This window comes from Mesorhizobium kamtschaticum (assembly GCF_056174585.1).
Window position 1 is genome coordinate 870,976 of sequence record NZ_CM149691.1, and the last position, 16,409, is coordinate 887,384.

Annotated in this window: 16 protein-coding genes; 14 read left to right on the forward strand and 2 right to left on the reverse strand. The window is 63.0% G+C overall.

The genetic code is table 11. From position 1 onward, the window contains the following. The first annotated feature begins 146 nt into the window (after positions 1-146). The 4 genes from AC0V7N_RS04185 to AC0V7N_RS04200 are packed head-to-tail and all read left to right on the forward strand — an operon-like array spanning position 147 to position 2,915. A complete protein-coding gene (locus AC0V7N_RS04185) occupies positions 147-1,079 on the forward strand; it encodes an SMP-30/gluconolactonase/LRE family protein (protein WP_475454967.1) in 933 nt (310 codons plus the stop codon). Next, complete coding sequence (locus tag AC0V7N_RS04190; protein WP_475454969.1) at positions 1,076-1,648, forward strand: putative antibiotic biosynthesis monooxygenase; 573 nt, start codon at positions 1,076-1,078, stop codon at positions 1,646-1,648. Before AC0V7N_RS04185 ends, AC0V7N_RS04190 begins: the two co-directional genes overlap by 4 nt. 23 nt (positions 1,649-1,671) lie before the next feature. Continuing rightward, entirely contained in the window at positions 1,672-2,142 is a 471-nt protein-coding gene (locus AC0V7N_RS04195) for a group II truncated hemoglobin (protein WP_475454971.1), read from the forward strand. Positions 2,143-2,144: 2 nt separating this feature from the next. Further along, the gene (locus AC0V7N_RS04200) at positions 2,145-2,915 is read left to right on the forward strand and encodes an MBL fold metallo-hydrolase (RefSeq protein ID WP_475454973.1); all 771 of its coding nucleotides are present in this window, start codon (positions 2,145-2,147) and stop codon (positions 2,913-2,915) included. Between the two features lie 110 nt (positions 2,916-3,025). On the opposite strand, the gene AC0V7N_RS04205 is transcribed toward AC0V7N_RS04200, so the two are convergent. Beyond that, complete coding sequence (locus tag AC0V7N_RS04205) at positions 3,026-3,727, reverse strand: GntR family transcriptional regulator (RefSeq protein ID WP_475454975.1); 702 nt, start codon at positions 3,725-3,727, stop codon at positions 3,026-3,028. A gap of 238 nt (positions 3,728-3,965) precedes the next feature. On the opposite strand from AC0V7N_RS04205, the gene AC0V7N_RS04210 reads away from it, so the two are divergent. The 10 genes from AC0V7N_RS04210 to AC0V7N_RS04255 all read left to right on the forward strand — a co-directional run bounded on the left by AC0V7N_RS04210 (position 3,966) and on the right by AC0V7N_RS04255 (position 14,150). Then, the gene (locus AC0V7N_RS04210) at positions 3,966-5,006 is read left to right on the forward strand and encodes an ABC transporter substrate-binding protein (RefSeq protein ID WP_475454977.1); all 1,041 of its coding nucleotides are present in this window, start codon (positions 3,966-3,968) and stop codon (positions 5,004-5,006) included. An 84-nt stretch (positions 5,007-5,090) separates the two neighbouring features. After that, positions 5,091-6,176: an ABC transporter ATP-binding protein gene (locus AC0V7N_RS04215; protein WP_475454979.1), complete on the forward strand. Its 1,086-nt coding sequence runs from the start codon at positions 5,091-5,093 to the stop codon at positions 6,174-6,176. Beyond that, positions 6,173-7,099: an ABC transporter permease gene (locus AC0V7N_RS04220; protein ID WP_475454981.1), complete on the forward strand. Its 927-nt coding sequence runs from the start codon at positions 6,173-6,175 to the stop codon at positions 7,097-7,099. The genes AC0V7N_RS04215 and AC0V7N_RS04220 overlap by 4 nt, the downstream gene beginning before the upstream one ends. Beyond that, entirely contained in the window at positions 7,096-7,896 is an 801-nt protein-coding gene (locus AC0V7N_RS04225) for an ABC transporter permease (protein WP_475454983.1), read from the forward strand. The genes AC0V7N_RS04220 and AC0V7N_RS04225 overlap by 4 nt, the downstream gene beginning before the upstream one ends. Before the next feature lie 47 nt (positions 7,897-7,943). Beyond that, on the forward strand, positions 7,944-9,530 hold the full coding sequence (gene ggt / locus AC0V7N_RS04230; RefSeq protein ID WP_475454985.1) for a gamma-glutamyltransferase: 1,587 nt from the start codon (positions 7,944-7,946) through the stop codon (positions 9,528-9,530). Positions 9,531-9,810: 280 nt separating this feature from the next. Beyond that, complete coding sequence (locus AC0V7N_RS04235; protein WP_475454987.1) at positions 9,811-11,331, forward strand: acyl--CoA ligase; 1,521 nt, start codon at positions 9,811-9,813, stop codon at positions 11,329-11,331. Positions 11,332-11,333: 2 nt separating this feature from the next. Next, a complete protein-coding gene (locus tag AC0V7N_RS04240; protein ID WP_475454989.1) occupies positions 11,334-12,314 on the forward strand; it encodes a 2-dehydropantoate 2-reductase in 981 nt (326 codons plus the stop codon). 130 nt (positions 12,315-12,444) lie between these two features. Next, positions 12,445-12,696 carry a hypothetical protein gene (locus tag AC0V7N_RS04245; protein ID WP_475454991.1) on the forward strand — a complete coding sequence of 84 codons (252 nt, stop codon included), beginning with the start codon at positions 12,445-12,447 and terminating at the stop codon, positions 12,694-12,696. 120 nt (positions 12,697-12,816) lie between these two features. Further along, positions 12,817-13,611 carry a methyltransferase domain-containing protein gene (locus tag AC0V7N_RS04250; protein WP_496627729.1) on the forward strand — a complete coding sequence of 265 codons (795 nt, stop codon included), beginning with the start codon at positions 12,817-12,819 and terminating at the stop codon, positions 13,609-13,611. 251 nt (positions 13,612-13,862) lie between these two features. Further along, on the forward strand, positions 13,863-14,150 hold the full coding sequence (locus AC0V7N_RS04255; RefSeq protein WP_475454995.1) for a hypothetical protein: 288 nt from the start codon (positions 13,863-13,865) through the stop codon (positions 14,148-14,150). A gap of 1,062 nt (positions 14,151-15,212) precedes the next feature. On the opposite strand, the gene AC0V7N_RS04260 is transcribed toward AC0V7N_RS04255, so the two are convergent. Then, positions 15,213-16,406: an IS91 family transposase gene (locus AC0V7N_RS04260; protein ID WP_475453809.1), complete on the reverse strand. Its 1,194-nt coding sequence runs from the start codon at positions 16,404-16,406 to the stop codon at positions 15,213-15,215. Positions 16,407-16,409 lie beyond the last annotated feature (3 nt).

Consider the following 16,409-nt stretch of genomic DNA (forward strand, 5'->3'; position numbering starts at 1 on the left):
AATTCAATATGCCGAATTTTGCTTACCGTCTAGCATCTCAGCCGTGCGCCCTTCAGGGGCCTGTAATCCAGTATCACGTTCGAGAATTGCTTAGGCATCAAGGGCTCTGGATCAAACGTGGCGAAGATAGAGGGCAGCATGACGTCATGAGCTCCGACACGCCCGACCCTTTTCCCGGTCACGATGCCGGCCCTTGGCGGCCGGTGCCGTCGGAAGTGGTCGCGTCATGGCCGGCGGGCCACTTTGCCGAGAATCTGGCCGTCTCCGAGACTGGACACGTGTTTGTCAGTCTGCATTCTCACCATCGCATCGAGCGTTTCGAGCCGGCGTCGGGCTCCGTCTCGACTTTTGTGCAATTGCCAGCTCCCGTCGCCGGATTGGCCTTCGACCGGTCCGGAACCCTATGGGCCACGGGAGGATCTGTTGGTCAGGCGCCCGGATATGTGTGGCGTATCCAGCCGGATGGAACATCCCATCCTTGGGTGGAGATCGCCGATGCCCTGTTCATGAACGGCTGCATTCTCCACAGCAACGGACGTTCGCTACTGGTCTGTGAGAGCTTGACGGGCAGGATTCTCGAGGTGGATCTGCTGCAACGTACATGGCGTCCGTGGGTGAACGACGACCGCCTGCGCCCAATGAATCCAGGAATGCCTGGCGCCAACGGCATCAAAGTGTCGGGCGATCACGCATACTTCTCTGTCACCGATAGCAATCAGATCTTCCGCGTCGCGATCCGACCCGACGGATCGGCCGGTCCCCTGTCGCCCTACGCGGAGAACTTGCGTGCCGATGACTTTGCGTTTTCGGCGTCCGGGGCGCTGTACATAGCAACCCACCCAGCGCAGACCGTGATGTGTCTCAGACCCGACGGGACACGCGCCACGCTCGCCGGTCCCGACGAGGGAGCTGTCGGCAGCACGGCTTGTGCCTTTGGCCGGAACGAGGAAGACAGGACTGCGCTATACGTCACCACGTGTGGGGGAACCTATGCGCGGTACCGCGGCGTCCTGCAGGACGCCAAGCTGTTGAGACTGGAGATCGGTGAAGTCGGCGCGCCGGTTTTGCCACCGACATGAGCCCGCTGTCGGATGAAAGCGTTGGTGTCGTCCTCTCGTTGGTCGTGCCCGCGAGCAACATGGTGGCCTTCGAAACGGTCCTGCACGAGTTGATCGACGCTGGCCGGAGGAAGGGGCGGGTTTCCGGGGAAGTGTTGCGCGGGCCCGTGGGACCCTCAGGTCGCGCCTATCATGTCATCTATCGTTTTGCCGACAGCGAAAGCCTGCGATCCTGGGAAGTCTCCCCTGAACGGCAGGCCCTTGCGGCGCGGGCAGGAATGCTGGCGAGCAACGCCCGGCGCCGTGAACTGACTGGGTTGGAAGCCTGGTATGACATCCCGACCAATTCAGCGGCTCCGCCCCGTTACCGCATGGCGGCCCTTACATGGATCGGCATTTGGCCACTGGTGAGTGTCGCTCTCTGGCTCATAGCACCTCTCTACGCTGGTTTGCCGTTTCTATTGCGCACAGCGATGACGAGCGCGCTGCTGGTCTTGTCCATGACCTATTTTGTGATGCCCGTTCTCGCCCGAAATGCGCAATGGTGGCTCTACGGCGCGACCAATCGTGAGACGAGCACGAAGGGGTAGAACACTGAACCCGTTGGAGAAGCATGGTGTCCGAAGATTCCCATGAGCCGAGCATTTATGAGCACGCAGGAGGAGAAGCAGGGCTCCGCAAGATCGTCGAGCTTTTCTATCATTCCATCTTCGAGGACCCGGTTCTTCAGCCGGTGTTCAAGCATCCGGTTGCGACCCATGTCGATCACTTGACGGCGTTCTTCTGCGAGGAATTTGGCGGCCCGACGCGATACAGCGACGAACTCGGTGGATTCGACAGGATCGTGGCCATCCATCGGCATCTGCGGATTTCGGGCGAGCAGCGACAGCGCTTCATAGATTTGTTCATGGCCGCCGTCGAAAAGGCGGGTTTCGCCAACGACCATCGGTTCTTGGCGACGCTGCGAAGTGCGGTTGAATTCGGGACCGAAGTGGCGCGCGTCAACTCAAATGCCAAGACCGACGCTGACCTGTTTCCCCTGAAATCCATCCCGCGCTGGCGGTGGGAGAAGGATCAAAAATAGACATGTCCGAGGACGTTACCATCACCTTGATCGGAGGCCCCACTGTGCTGGTGGAAATCGGTGGCTTCCGGTTCTTGACCGATCCTACCTTCGACGATCCCGGCTCGTATCAAGCGCGCGGCGTTACGCTTACCAAGAAGACAAAACCCGCAATGACAACCGCCGCGTTGGGCACCCTGAGCGCGATTCTGTTAAGCCACGACCAGCACTTCGACAATCTCGACCATGCCGGTAGAGCTCTGCTTCCGCACGTCGATCGGGTCCTGACCACTGTTGCCGGCGCCGCGCGTCTCGGTGGCAACGCCGAAGGCCTCGCTCGTTGGGCAAGCGTTACTTTGCCGGCGAAGGACGGTCGTTTGCTGCGCATCACGGCAACTCCCGCCCGGCATGGCCCTGTCGGGATAGAACCTGTCAGCGGCGATGTCATCGGATTTGCGCTGAACATCGATGACGGCGCCGCTATCTACATTTCCGGCGACACGGTTTGGTATCAGGGCGTTGCCGAGGTCGCTCAGCGTTTCAATGTGGCCGCCGCGATCCTGTCCACAGGCTCAGCGCAGCCACGCGGTGCTTTTCATATGACGATGGACAGCAATGATGCCATCGAGGCGGCCCATGCTTTTCACCAGGCTGCTATTTTCGCCGTACACAATGAAGGCTGGGAGCATTTCATTCAAACGCAGAATGATCTGGCCGGAGCTTTTTCGGTAGTTGGACTTGAAGGGCGACTACGATTGCTGGAGAAAGGCGTACCAGTTTCGCTGAAATATTGAATTCGACGTAGACAGGAGGGGCGACGTCGGCAAAACGGCGGTGGTCGCGAGAGCAAGATCTCTGGGCAACCAGACTTCCGTTGGCAAGCATGCGCCAGTCACCGGCCCGGTCAGGACGCCTTGGCGAGAAAGCTCTGATAATCCGACTTCGCCTGCAGCAGGCGCAGCACATTGTCGCGCGAGCCACGCACATGGGCGCGGGCCAGCGTGCCAGCGCGGGTAGCATCGCCGGCGCATATCGCTTCGACGATCTCGGCATGCTCGTCGCGGGCGATCTTCCATTCGTCGAGCCACAACAGTTCGGTCCAGACATAGTGCTGGCACTTGTCGAGGATGCCGCACAGCATGCCGTGCAGCATCACATTGCCGCTGATCTCGGCAATGACGCGGTGGAGGTCGATGCCGACTTCCAGCTCCTGGAATTTTTCCCTGGTGGTGCGGTCCGGAATGGCGGCCAGCCGCTCGCATTCCGCCAGCATGGCGCGTAGCCGTGCTTTGTCCTTCTCGGTCGCGGCGGCCGCCGCCAGTTCGGTCGCATGGCCGTCGAGCAGTTCGCGGATGTCGAAGGCTTCGCGGAACATGTTGATGTCGAATTCGGTGACGACATAGCCCTGGCGCGGCCGGCCGGTGACCAGGCCGTCGCGCTCGAGGCGGTTGAAGGCCTCGCGCACCGGCGTGCGGCTGACATTCAGCCTGACGGCAATGTCGTTCTCGGTGACGCGCGAGCCCGGCGGAATCTGGCCGGTCACGATCATCGCCTTGAGCGCGGAATAGACCGAGTCGCGCAGTGTATTTTTGGTTTCCCTGGCCAAGTTCCGTTTCCAGTTCTCCGGTCTGTCCGCCGGAAGTCGATGTGTTCTCACGCATAGCTGTATTCAAAGTCGGCGGGATTTGCCACGCCCCGGCGTTGCGTCCTCCCAGCCCATCATCGATGCCTTCAGGCGACTCCGAGCGGTGTTGACATCGCCGATCCCGAAGCTACACTCAAAATTGTATACAAAATAGCATGCGAAATCAAAAACAATGGGAACACCGGTTGGAGAGCCGAAAATGAACAGGACCAGAAGCGTTAGCGTTGTCGCGGTTGCCGCCCTCATGGCAGCGGTCGCGGCCCCCGCCATGGCGGGCGATACCATCACCGTCGCCTCATGGGGCGGCACCTATCAGGAGGCGCAGACCAAGGCCTTCTTCAAGCCGACCGCCGACGCGCTCGGCATCACCATCAAGCAGGACACCACCAACGGCCTCGACGACGTGCGCCTGCAGGTGACCGGCAATGCGGTGAAATGGGACATCACCGAGCTTGGCGCCGACGAATGCGCGCGGGGCTCCAAGGAAGGGCTGTTCGAGAAGCTCGACTACAACATCATCGACAAGAGCGGCATCAACCCGAAGCTGGTCCATGACGACTGGGTCGGCATTTCCTACACCTCCGTCGTGCTCATCTACCGGACCGATGTTTTCGGCGACAAAGGCCCGAAGACATGGGCCGACTTCTGGAACGTGGAAAAGTTTCCGGGACGGCGCGCTCTCTCCGGCAGCCAGGCGACCGAGACGCTCAGCGTCGCCGCTCTCGCCTCGGGCCTGCCGATCGACAAAGTCTATCCGGTCGACATCGACGGCGCGCTGAAATCCGTCGACAAGATCCGTGGTCATGTCGATGCCTGGTGGACCTCCGGCGCCCAGGCCATGCAGCTGGTCAAGGATGGCGAAGTCGACATGGCGAGCATCTGGAACGGCCGCGCTGGCACCTTGAAGAAGGAAGGCGCGCCGGTCAGCTTCTCCTTCGATCAGGGTGTTCTCACCGCCGACTGCATGGTCATCCCCAAGGGTGCCAAGAACAAGGAGGCGGCGATGAAGGCGCTGGCAATGTTCGTCAGCCCGCAATTGCAGGCCAATTTGCCGCTTTATGTCGACAACGGCCCGGTCAACGAGAAGGCCTTCGAGACCGGCAAGATCCCGCCGGAGCGGATCAAGGGCATCAATTCGGCGCCCGAAAACGTCAAGAAGCAGGTGCTGCAGGACGCCGAGTTCTGGCGCGACAATCTGGTCGAGGCGACGGAGAAGTTCAACAATCTGATCCAGCAATAGACCTCAGCCGTAAACTCACGGCGACGCGGCGCGACCAGCACCCGCGTCGCCACCTCTTGTTTGCCGCCTAAGGAGAAAAGAATCTTGTCCATTGCGCCATCCGCGCTGCCGATCAGCATGCGCCGGATCGAAAAGAGATTTGGCAGCGTGCCGGTGCTGCGCGACCTGAACCTCGATGTCGAGGCCGGCGAATTCCTGACGCTGCTTGGGCCTTCCGGCTCGGGAAAGACGACGCTGCTGATGATCCTGGCCGGTTTCGTCAGAGCCAATGGCGGCTCGATCCGGGTCGGCGGCGACGAGATCATCACCACGCCGCCGCACAGGCGCAACATCGGCATGGTGTTCCAGAACTACGCGCTGTTTCCGCATATGAACGTCTTTCACAACATCGCCTTTCCGCTGAAGCAGCGCGGTGTCGCGGCGGCCGAGACAGCTGAACGTGTCGAAAAGGCGCTGGAACTGGTGAAGCTCAAGGGCCTCGGCGAGCGGCGTGTCGACCAGCTCTCCGGCGGCCAGCGGCAGCGCGTGGCGCTGGCGCGCGCCATCGTCTTCGAGCCGCGCATCGTGCTGATGGACGAGCCCCTTTCGGCACTCGACAAGGGCCTGCGCGAGCATATGCAGATCGAGCTGCGCGCCTTGCACCGGCGGCTTGGCATGACCACTGTCTATGTCACGCACGACCAGCGCGAAGCCATCACCATGTCGGACCGCATCGCTGTCATGAACGCCGGACGTATCGAACAGCTCGACAAGCCGGAAACACTCTACGCCGCGCCGAAGACGCAATTTGTAGCCGGCTTCATCGGCGAGTCGAATTTTGTCCCTGTCGAATGCCGCAACGGGTCGGTCTGGTACGAGGACAGGCGGATCCACACCGCCGGGGCCGCGCCAATGCCGGGTCAGCATTTGATGGTGGTGCGGCCGGAAAAGCTGCGGCTGGTCACGGCGGGCGAGCCGTCGAACGGCGTCAATGTGCTCGAGGCGATGGTCGTCGACATCATCTATCAGGGCGACAGCTTCGTCTGCTACGCGGTGCTGCGCGATGGCCGCCAACTGACGCTACGCGACTATTGCCGCAGCGATGTGCTGGCGCGGCTGCCGGCGCCCGGCCAGCCGATCAGCCTCGGTCTCGATGCGCAGGACACGATCCTGGTGGCGGCCGAGGGATGAGCGCGCAATCCGCCCTTCTGAACGAAACGGCCGGCGACGCGGGCCGTGACCTCAACGCGCGGATGCTGCGCGCCGATGCGCGGCGCGAATCGCTGCGGCTGCTGGCGCTTTTGTCGCCCAGCCTGTTCCTCGTCTTTGCCATCATCATCGTGCCGATCGGCTGGCTGTTCTGGCTGTCGCTGTTCGACGAGGCCGGCGCCTTGAGCGCGTCCAACTATGCGCGCTTCTTCGAGCAGGCCTCCTACATCAAGACCTTCGTCACCACCTTCAAGGTCGCCTTCATTGTCACCGGCGCCTGCGTTCTGCTCGGCTATCCCCTGGCCTACATGCTGTCGCAACTGCCGCGTCGGGCGGCCTCGATCTGCCTGATCTTCGTCATCCTGCCGTTCTGGACGTCGGTGCTGGTGCGCACCTATGCCTGGCTGGTGATCCTGCAGCGCAAAGGCCTGATCAACAACTGGCTGATCGACCTCGGCGTGATCAGCCAGCCACTGTCGCTCGCCAATAATTTTTCCGGCGTCGTCATCGGCATGACGCACATATTGCTGCCGTTCCTGGTGCTGCCGCTCTATGCCTCGATGAAGACCATCGATACCGACTGCCTGCGTGCCAGCATGAACCTTGGCGCCGGCCCGGTCGCCACCTTCCGGCAGATCTTCTTTCCGCTGTCGCTGCCCGGCCTCGCCTCGGGCGTGGTCATCGTCTTCGTGCTCTGCCTCGGCTTCTTCGTCACCCCTGCACTGATGGGCGGCGGCAAGGTGATCATGTGGGCGATGCGCATGGAACAGACCACCAGCCTCTATTCCAACTGGGGCGCCGGCGCCGCGCTCGGCGTGGTGCTACTGGTGGTCACGCTGGCACTTCTTGGTCTCTTCCAGTGGCTGCTCGGCGCGCGCGCCACCGGTGTGTGGAGTTCGCGATGAGCGGAGATATCGGCCTGCCGATCTCGCACCGGCAACGTCTGTGGCTTTACGCGCTCGGCGGCCTGGTGCTGTTGTTCCTGATCGCGCCGTCGATCATCATCGTCATCATGTCGTTTTCGGATTCGACGCTGCTGCAGTTTCCACCACAGCAATGGTCGCTGCGCTGGTACCAGAGCTACTTCCAGTCGCCGGAATGGCGCGACGCAACCATCGTCTCGGTCAAGGTGGCTGTTATGACCGTGCTGGTGGCGACGCCGCTCGGCACCGCCGCCGCCTATGCCATCAACCGGGGCACGCTACGCCTCAACGGCACCATCAACGCGCTGCTGACGGCGTCGCTGATCATCCCGGTGATCCTGATCGGCATCGGCACCTTCTTCCTCTACGCCCGCATCGGCCTCAACAACACGCTGACCGGCCTGGTCATCGCGCATACGGTGCAGGCCTTGCCGCTGGTGGTGCTCACCGTGCTGTCCGGCTTGCGCTCCTATGACATGAACCAGGAGCGCGTAGCGCGCAGCTTAGGGGCCGGGCGCGTTGCCGCCTTCTGGCAGGTGACCATGCCGCAGATCCGCTTCTCGATCGTTTCGGGCGGGTTGTTCGCCTTCATCACCTCCTTCGACGAGGTGGTGGTTTCGCTGTTCATATCGGGTGGCGAGACGACCACCTTGACGCGTCGCATGTTCAACGCGCTGCGCGACCAGATCGACCCAACCATCGCCGCCATCTCGACCTGCCTGATCGTGCTATCGGTCCTGCTGCTATCGGTTGCGCAGATCTTCGGCCGGCGGCATTGATTTCACCAGACCAATTCGCTGACGTGACCAAGGGATATCCAGACAGAATGCGTGATTTCCAGTTTCCCGGCCGCTCGCCGGTTCGTGCCACGCAAGCGGTTGCCGCGACTTCGCATCCGCTTGCGACGCTTGCCGCCGTCGACATGCTGCGCGCCGGCGGCAATGCCATGGACGCCGCCGTCTGCGCCGCCGCCGTGCAAGGCGTGGTCGAGCCGCAATCGACCGGCATCGGCGGCGATTGTTTTGTCCTCTACTGCCCGAAGGGACAGGGCGACGTCCTGGCCTTCAACGGCTCGGGCCGGGCGCCGGCCAAAGCGACGGTCGACTGGTATTTGGACAAGGGCTTTGGCGAGCTTCCGAAACAGGGACCGCATGCAGTGACGGTGCCTGGCGCCGTCGACGCCTGGAGCCGGCTCTTGGAGGACCATGGCCGCAAGAGCCTGGCCGAGGTGCTGGCATCAGCCATCCACTATGCCGAGAACGGCTACGTCGTGCATGACCGTGTTGCCTTCGACTGGGCCGAACCGGAAACCGACCTGTCGGCCGACGAACATGCATCGCGCATTTTCCTGCCGGGCGGCCAGGCGCCGAAGGCTGGCGACGTCCACCGGCAACCGGAACTCGCCACCACTTTGCGGGTGATCGCCAAGCAGGGTCGCGCCGGCTTCTATGAGGGCGCTGTCGCCGACGACATGGTGCGCCGGCTCAGAGAATTGGGTGGGCTGCATTCGCATGAGGATTTCGCCGCGACCAAGGGCGACTATGTGGCGCCGGTCAGCACCGCCTATGGCGGCTACGACATCCACCAGATGCCGCCGAACAACCAGGGGCTGACGGCGCTGCTTATGCTGAACGTGCTGTCAGGCTTCAAGCTGGGCGGGCTCGACCCCAATGGCGCCGAGCGCCTGCATCTGGAAATCGAGGCCGGACGCCTGGCTTATCAGGACCGCGACCGCTATGTCGGCGACCAGGACCATGCCCCGGTGCCGGTAAAACAGCTCCTATCCGGCGCTTATGCCGACCGGCTGCGCGCCGAGATCCATCGCGACAGCGCCATGACGCACCTGCCGCGCCTGGAGCTGCCCGGCAGCGACACGGTCTACATCTCGATCGTCGACCGCGACCGCAACGCTGTCTCCTTCATCAACTCGACCTATTACTCCTTCGGCAGCGGCGTCGTCGGCCCGAAGACCGGCGTGGTGCTGCAGAACCGTGGCTCGAGCTTCCGCCTCGACCCGGCGCACCCGAACGCCATCGCGCCCGGCAAGCGGCCGATGCACACGATCATGCCCGGCATGGCGACGAAGGACGGCCGCGTGGTGATGCCGTTCGGCGTCATGGGTGGCGGCTACCAGCCGTTCGGGCATGTCCATCTCCTGACCAACATGATCGATTTCGGCATGGACCCGCAGCAGGCGCTGGATGCGCCACGGGTGTTTTACAATGATGATACGGTTGAAGCCGAGCGCGGCGTTCCCGCCGCAGCGCTCGAAGGCTTGCGCAAGCGCGGCCATCGCATCGCCGAACCGCATCACCCGCTCGGCGGCGGTCAAGTGGTGCTGATCGACTGGGAGAAGGGAACGCTGACCGGCGCCTCCGATCCGCGCAAGGATGGCATGGCTCTGGGGTATTGATGGGATCGGAGACCGGTTTCCGGAAGTCGGCGCTGCCCCTCATCCGCCCTTCGGGCACCTTCTCCCCGTGAGCGGGGAGAAGGGAGATGGACGTACCGCTGGCGCCTCTTTTGCGACGCTGGTGGTTGGCGAAACCATCGGTGGCAGCGTCTTTCGCCCCGTTTACGGGGAGAAATGCCCGGCAGGGCAATGAGGGGCGGCGCCGACGTCGACAATTGTCCGGGTCCGAATCGTCCCCAGGGCTTTCTAGAAGCAGTCGTTTGAAACATAGTCGGTGACCATGAGCACGAATTCAAAAGACCTCTCCCATCGTCTCGTCGCCGGCGCCGATGACGCACCGGCGATCCTGGGGCTCGACAGAGCCCCCCTCACCCATGGCGGACTGCGCAGCCTGATCGCGGCCACCGCTGAGCGGCTGCACGCGCTCGGCATCGGCCGGGGCGACAGGGTGGCGATCGTGCTGCCGAACGGGCCGGAGATGGCCACCGCCTTTTTTGCCGTGGCGGCCGCTGCCTCGACGGCACCGCTCAACCCCGCCTACCGCGCCGATGAACTCGATTTCTACCTCACCGACATCGGCGCCAAGGCGATCCTTGTCGCGGAGAATGAGACCGGTCCTGCGGTGGCGGTGGCCGAACGGCTCGGCATTGGCGTGCTCCGGCTCGTTGTTTCGCCCGATACCCCTGCCGGCAGTTTCACCATCGAGGGCGCGGCGATCGGCCCGCAAGCGGCGCCCGACATGGCGGGGGATAGCGACATCGCGCTTCTGCTGCACACGTCGGGCACGACATCGCGCCCGAAACTGGTGCCGCTCAGCCATGCCAACATCGCGGCCTCATCAGCCCATATTGGCGCAACCCTCGGCCTGACCGCCGATGACCGCTGCCTCAACATCATGCCGCTGTTCCACATACACGGCCTGATCGCGGCGGTGCTGTCGTCGCTGGCAGCGGGCGGCAGCATCTACTGCACGCCGGGCTTCAACGCGCTGCGCTTCTTCCAGTGGCTGGGTGAGGCGAAGCCAAGCTGGTACACGGCGGTGCCGACCATGCACCAGGCGATCCTGCCGCGCGCGGCGCGCAATGAAGAGGTGCTGGCGGCGGCGCGCCTGCGCTTCATCCGCTCATCCTCGGCGTCGCTGCCGGCGCAAGTGATGGGCGAACTGGAGAAAACCTTCGGCTGCCCGGTGATCGAATCCTACGGGATGACCGAGGCCGCCCACCAGATGGCGTCGAACCGGCTGCCGCCGGGCCTGCGCAAGCCGGGCAGCGTCGGGGCCGGCGCCGGTCCCGACGTGGCGGTGATGGCACCCGACGGACGGCTGCTGACAGCCGGCGAGACCGGCGAGATCGTCATTCGCGGACCCAATGTCACGGCAGGCTACGAGAAAAACCCGGACGCCAACGCCACGGCCTTCGCGCATGGCTGGTTCCACACCGGCGACCAGGGCGTGCTCGACGAGGACGGCTACCTCAGGGTGACCGGCCGGCTGAAGGAGATCATCAACCGCGGCGGCGAAAAGATCTCGCCGCTCGAGGTCGACGATGTGCTGATGGACCATCCGGCGGTGACGCAGGTCGTCACCTTCGCCATGCCGCATGACAAGCTCGGCGAAGAGGTGGCGGCCGCCGTGGTGTTGCGCGAAGGCATGAGCGCCACCGAAAGCGACATCCGCGCCTATGCCGCGACGCGGCTTGCCGACTTCAAGGTGCCGCGCAAAGTGCTGATCCTGGACGAGATCCCCAAGGGCGCGACGGGCAAGTTGCAGCGCATCGGCCTTGCCGCCAAACTCGGGCTTTGACGATGAAGATCACCATTTTCGGCGCCGGCGCGATCGGCGGTTATCTCGCCGCCAAGCTGGCGATCGCCGGCCGCACCGATCTGTCGATCGTCGCGCGCGGCGCTCATCTCGAAGCGATCCAGGCAAACGGCCTGCGCCTGATCGAGGATGGCCAGGAAACGGTCGCGCCCGTCCGGGCCGCCGCGAAGGCCGAGGAGCTCGGCGTGCAGGATTGCGTAGTTCTGGCGCTGAAAGCCCATTCGCTGACCCCGGCGCTGGACCAGATCGCGCCGATGCTGGGACAAGACACCGCCGTCGTCACCATGCAGAACGGCGTGCCGTGGTGGTATTTCCACGGTGTTGGCGGGCCGCTCGAAGGCACCAGGCTGAACGCGGTCGATCCGGGCGGCGCGATCTGGCAGCGGATCGGGCCACGGCGCGTCATCGGCTCGGTCGTCTACCCCGCCGTCGAGGTCGACGCGCCCGGCCTCATCCGCCATGTCGAGGGCAAGCGCTTCTCGCTCGGCGAACCCTCGGGCGAGCGCAGCGAACGGGTCACGCGCCTGGCCGAGGAGATGGTCAAGGCCGGCCTGCAGGCGCCGGTGCGCGACGATATCCGCAGCGAGATCTGGGTAAAACTGTGGGGCAACCTCTCCTTCAACCCGATCTCGGCGCTGACCGGCTCCACGCTGGCCGCGATCGTCGCCGACGAAGGCACCCGCCAGCTTGCCCGCAGCATGATGCTGGAAGCGCAAGCGATCGGCGAAAGCCTCGGCGTGCGCTTTCCCATTGAGGTCGACCGCCGCATCAAGGGCGCCGGCGATGTCGGCGAACACAAGACCTCGATGCTGCAGGACCTGGAGCGCGGGCGGCCGATGGAGATCGACGCGCTGGTGAGCGCGGTGCAGGAACTTGGCCGGCTAACGGACAAGCCGACACCGACCATCGACGCCGTGCTGGCGCTGGTGCGGCGGCTGGCGGTGGAGCGCGGGTGTTATGGGTGAGGCGTGGCGGGCTGAGCCTTGAGACGCCGGCAATGCGTCCGCCACTACGGCATCTTACGAATATGTATTCCAGCGGAAATGCGCGGGAAAGATAAATGGCTCATTGCTTCAGGGAAAATGGAGGCATCTCATGAACAGGATCGCTGAAAACTTCTGGATTGCGTCCGCGCTGGTTCTAGGCGTGGCCCTTGCAGTCGTCGCGGTACCGATCGTTGCCATCGTTTGCTTTTTGGCGCTGGCGCTTCCTGTGGCGATGCGGAGGGTTCATCGGCACCGCTATTGCGGCGATGTCGTTTCTCCCTCCACTCGAAAAGGCCCGGCTGATCGGTCCCATGTTCCTCAAACCATAGAGACGACCTACACCGTCGTTGGGCGATCGTAGCCCTGTGAGTGTGTCTGCGGTTGCAACGATGGCCGCTGCCGCCATGGCGCCGGATACGTTTCGGACGCTGCGGCATCGAACTGGCATCCTGGGTATCGCCCGCAATAAAGAGCACAATGAATGTTGGATGAAAAAGCCCAGGAGCCGCTTGCAATACCATTGGTTCCACAGGTTGACAGATGCGGCGGAAACGACGGCCTTGCGTTCCAAGGCGCGCCTGGCTGGCATCTGGCACCACCACGTGCATCCGTCGTCGAGACACTCGATGGCATAGGCACCATTGGCCTGCACAATTTTATTGCGCAACAGTTTTCCATGCCGGAGGGCATGTGCGGGCGTGCGGCCGGAGCAGTCATGGGCCTGATAAATCACCTGCCCAACAGGCGGGCCATCGAACGATTGGACATCGGCGAGCAGGATGACGTGCTTGAAATAGGGTTTGGGCCGGGTTGGGCGCTCAAGAAAATGGCCAGACTAGCGCACAGCGGTACGATTACAGGGGTGGATCGGTCGCCGACGATGTTTCGTCAGGCCCAAATTCGAAATCGAGCCGCAATTCAAGACGGAAAGCTGAAACTGATCCAGGGCACCTTCGAGCGGCTGCCAATGGAAAGCGCCTCAGTGGACAAGGTTCTGGCCGTCAACGTGATTTACTTCTGCTCGCCGACCGGAACCGCCCTGGCGGAAGCCCACAGGGTTCTGCGTCCAGGCGGAACAATGTCGATCTATGCGACAGATTGCTCTTCAATGAAGCGGTTGCAATTCGTTGGCCCCGAAACCCGACAAACATTTGATCTAAAAGGACTTGCGGATTTCCTCGGCAAGAGCGCATTTGCGTCGGATCAAATCGATATTCAAATGATTTGGTTGCCATTCGGCTTTCGCGGCCTGGTGGCGCGACTGTGCAAGCGGTGACGTGGTGTACAGGGTCTACCGCGCGCCAACTGACCATCTTCGAAGCACCTGCGTGACCAGTGCCAACCACAACGACGGCACCGATTGCCACCACGACTGGGCCCAAGAACGCGCGGACCCCATCTGCAACACCGATCGGTGCCAACCAGTCCTCGACCGAGGGTCAATCGCCAGCCGGAGGATTGATCAGCAGGGATTCACCCTGACCAAGCCCTTTAGCCTGAGAGGCTGCGCTGTTCTGCGGAGGGCAAATGCCCAATAACGCGCGATTGCGACTGCTGGTAGCCGGCGCTTTCGCAGCCATTGTCGTCGGGGTTTATGTCCTCGGCCAACATCGATCACACCAGCAAGGTAAAGAAGCGACGTTGCAGCAACTGGTGGATAAGGCGCTGCGGCAGGGGTGCCTCGATGACTTGAACGCCACGTTTTCCATCCCGCAGAACCACCCATATGAAGTCGCGAACTGCCTCCGAATGGGGTATTTAAGCGAAGCCGAGGTGAAAAGTCGGGAGGATTACCTTGGCATCCCGCTGCGCTAGATGAAGGAAATTTTTTGGTCCGGCAGTCCGATGCCGCCATGTCGGGTTTATAACAGGTGGAAACGAGCTTGCATCGAGAGCGACCCTGGCGACACCAGTCGACTTGATCCAATGCTAAGGTGAGAGGCAGGCGAAACGATGCCAAACAAGCTTGTAATGATCATTCGTCATGCCGAAAAGCCGATCCCAGGCGGTCCAGACCTCGGGGTCACCGAACAGGGCGAAAGTGATCCCGCATCACTGACGGTGCGCGGCTGGCAACGCGCGGGAGGCCTTTGCCGATTTTTTTACGAGCCGCCTCTACCTCTGGGCAGACCTGCATCAATTGTTGCGTCGGGCGTGATCAAAGAGACGATTCCGGCACTCGGAGCAAGCGGCCTAGCCAGACAATCACTCCACTGGCAAGGCGCCTTGGCCTTGAACCGGATGTCACTCATTCAAAGGGCCAAGAGCAGTTAGCGGCGGATGCCATCCGCACAGCCCAATCACCGGTGTTGGTTAGCTGGCAACACGAGTCTATTCCTGCTCTGACAGCTGCGCTTGTCGGTGGCACAGGGATCGCTCCGCAATCATGGCCCGATGACGATTTCGACAGCATCTGGGTCCTGGAAGCAGACGAGGCTAATGTCTGGTCTTTCTCGCGGGAACGCCAAGCGCTCCTGGTTGGTGATGACACCGGTCAATTGAGTTGAGTGCCTGCCTTGGGTCAACAGCGGAACGGCAGCTTCTAAACACGTCAACCTGCAAGCTGACGGACCGCCTTCGTGAAGAGTTTCGGGCGCCGGCAGGCGTACGAAAGTCCCCGAGGAAGGAACCCGCGGGCCACAGGCGATGGTTATGGGGATTTCGATTTTCGGCTGGTGTCGGCGATGGCGCGACCGCCGCTGGGAAGTGGCGGGTTTGATGCGGACGGACCGTTTCGCCTTTCAGTCACGCGGTATTGTCGGCTCGTCGCGCGGCCGGACGCGACCCGTTCGGCGTCGATAATGACCATGGACACGCGTGGGTCCGTTGCCGGAGGCTGAGTGCCTGCGGCTGAAGGCTGGAGCATGCCATGCCGGGTCATGGAGAGTTCTCCCGGTTCGTCGCCGTGGTGTCCGGCGGTCCGCGCGGCTGTCGCCACCGTTCGAACGTCTCGATGATGATCATGCTTCCGCCGCAGCACCGGCATGGCGGACGGAAATCAGTCGGTTCTACCGAGTTGTCGTCCTCCGACGGCGCAACGACGTTCAGCAGTTCGCGGGCGCGTGCGAGGCTGGTCTTGCGAGCGGAGCCGGCGAGCAGGCCGTAGTGCCGGATGCGGTGGAAGCCACGTGGCAGGATGTGGAGCAGGAATCGGCGGATGAACTCGTCGGTGGCGAGCGTCATGACCTGCTGCCGATCGGTGCCGTCACGACGATAGTCCTTGTAGCGGAACGTGACCCCTGCCTCATCGAACCGGATGAGGCGGCGGTTCGAGATCGCAACCCGGTGGGTATAGCGGGACAGATAGGCGAGCACCGCCTCCGGCCCGGCGAACGGCGCCTTGGCGTACACCACCCAGCGCTTCTTGCGGACCGGCGACAGGTGCCGCACGAATGCCTGCCGCGCGGACAGGTGCGCCATCGATCCGAAGAAGGCGAGCCGTCCTGCGTCGTGTAGCGCGACCAGCCGGGTGAGGAAGAGCCGTCGGAACAGCTTGCCGAGTACGCGCACCGGAAGCAGGAAGGCCGACCGAGAAGATATCCAGCGGCTTCCGTCCGGCGCGATGCCGCCGCCCGGCACGATCATGTGCAGGTGCGGATGGTGCGTCATCGCCGATCCCCAGGTGTGGAGCACCGCGGTGATACCGATGCGCCCGCCGAGGTGTCTTGGGTCGGCGGCGATAGTCAGCATCGTCTCCGCTGCCGCCTTGAACAGCAGGTCGTAGACGAGCGCCTTGTTCTGGTACGCGATGTCGGCGACCTCGGCGGGCAGCGTGAACACGACATGGAAGTAGCCGACCGGCAGCAGGTCGGCCTCGCGCTCGGCCAACCATGTCCGTGCCATCGCGCCCTGGCACTTCGGGCAGTGCCGGTTGCGGCAGGAGTTGTAGGCGATCCGCCATTGGCCGCAGTCCTCGCAAGCCTCGACGTGACCGCCAAGGGCTGCGGTGCGGCAATACTCGATCGCCGACATGACCTTGAGCTGGGCGAGGCTCAGGTGACCTGCATGGGCGGCCCGGTAAGCGGGTCCGGCAGCACGGAAGATGTCCGCGACCTCGATCGAGGCGCGCACGGC